Source organism: Bradyrhizobium sp. PRIMUS42 (genome assembly GCF_023006515.1).
Lineage (GTDB): Bacteria > Pseudomonadota > Alphaproteobacteria > Rhizobiales > Xanthobacteraceae > Bradyrhizobium.
This window is the reverse complement of record NZ_JALBGZ010001219.1, coordinates 1-1118: the sequence shown is the minus strand read 5'-3', so window position 1 is coordinate 1118 and position 1118 is coordinate 1. Positions and strand designations below refer to the sequence as shown.

3 protein-coding genes are annotated in these 1118 nt (G+C 65.6%); 2 read left to right on the top strand and 1 reads right to left on the bottom strand.

Features of this window, described 5'->3' with window-relative positions:
* Both MOV75_RS39195 and MOV75_RS39190 read left to right on the top strand, forming a co-directional pair.
* Nucleotides 1–311 (top strand): YidB family protein (locus MOV75_RS39195; protein ID WP_247008201.1); only part of this gene is annotated, 311 nt, incomplete at its 5' end.
* 42 nt (nt 312–353) lie between these two features.
* Nucleotides 354–626 (top strand): GlsB/YeaQ/YmgE family stress response membrane protein, encoded by a 273-nt coding sequence (locus MOV75_RS39190; RefSeq protein WP_246923981.1) that lies wholly within the window; start codon nt 354–356, stop codon nt 624–626.
* Between the two features lie 127 nt (nt 627–753).
* On the opposite strand, the gene MOV75_RS39185 is transcribed toward MOV75_RS39190, so the two are convergent.
* Nucleotides 754–1118: SDR family NAD(P)-dependent oxidoreductase (locus MOV75_RS39185; RefSeq protein WP_247008199.1), on the bottom strand; the 365-nt coding region annotated here is incomplete at its 5' end.

The window sequence follows — 1118 nt, the reverse complement described above, 5'->3', positions numbered from 1 at the left end:
GCTTGCTCGCCGGCGGCGCGGCCGGAACCGTGCTTAGCGGCGGGCTCGGCGATCTCCTCAACCAGCTCCAGCAGGGCGGCCACGGCGATGCCGCGAATTCCTGGGTCGGCAAGGGCGAGAACAAGGCCATCGCGCCCGGCGATCTCGCGAACGCACTCGGCGCCGATCAGATCGAGAGCCTGTCAGCCCAGAGCGGCCTGTCGCGCGACGAATTGCTCAACGGGCTCAGCCAGTATCTGCCGCAGGTGATCGACCATTTGACGCCGGACGGACGGCTGCCGACCGAGAACGAGATCTCGGGCAGACTTTGATCGGACTTTGATCGACGCGCTTTCGGGAAGGGGAGCACACTCATGAGCATGGGCGGCCTGTTGTGGATCATCGTCGTCGGCTTCGTCGCCGGCCTCATCGCGCGCTGGCTGGCGCCGGGACCGAATAATCCGAGCGGCTTCATCCTCACCACCATCCTCGGCATCGCCGGCGCGTTTCTCGCGACCTTCATCGGCCAGGCGATCGGTCACTACAGTACCGATCAGGGCGCGGGCTTCATCATGGCCACAATTGGCGCAGTGGTGGTGCTGTTCATCTGGCACCGGCTGGTGGCGAGCGGCGTGATCAAGGGTTAGCGATATAGGCCGTTGGCACGCTGCCGCCCCACGCGACGTCATTGCGAGGAGCTCTTGCGACGAAGCAATCCAGGGTGTCTCCGCGGAGAGATTCCTGGATTGCTTCGCTGCGCTCGCAATGACGAGTTCACGTAATCAAATGCATCCCTGCATCCATGCGCACGACCTCGCCGGTCATGTTGCTGGAGGCCGGCATCGCCAGGAAGCTGACGAGCTGCGCGATGTCCTCCGCTGATGATGCGACCTTCAACGGCACCCTCGCCACCACGCTGTCGCGCACCTGCTTGGCGCCGGCTTCGCCGCGCCCCTTGGTGAACCAGGGCGTGTCGATGTAGCCGGGGCATACCGTGTTGACGCGGATCAGCGGCGCCAGCGCGCGCGACAGCGACAACGTCATGGTGTTGAGGGCGCCCTTGCTCGCGGCGTAGGCGATCGACGAGCCGACGCCGCTGATGCCGGCGACCGAGGACACGTTGACCACAGCGGAGGGCC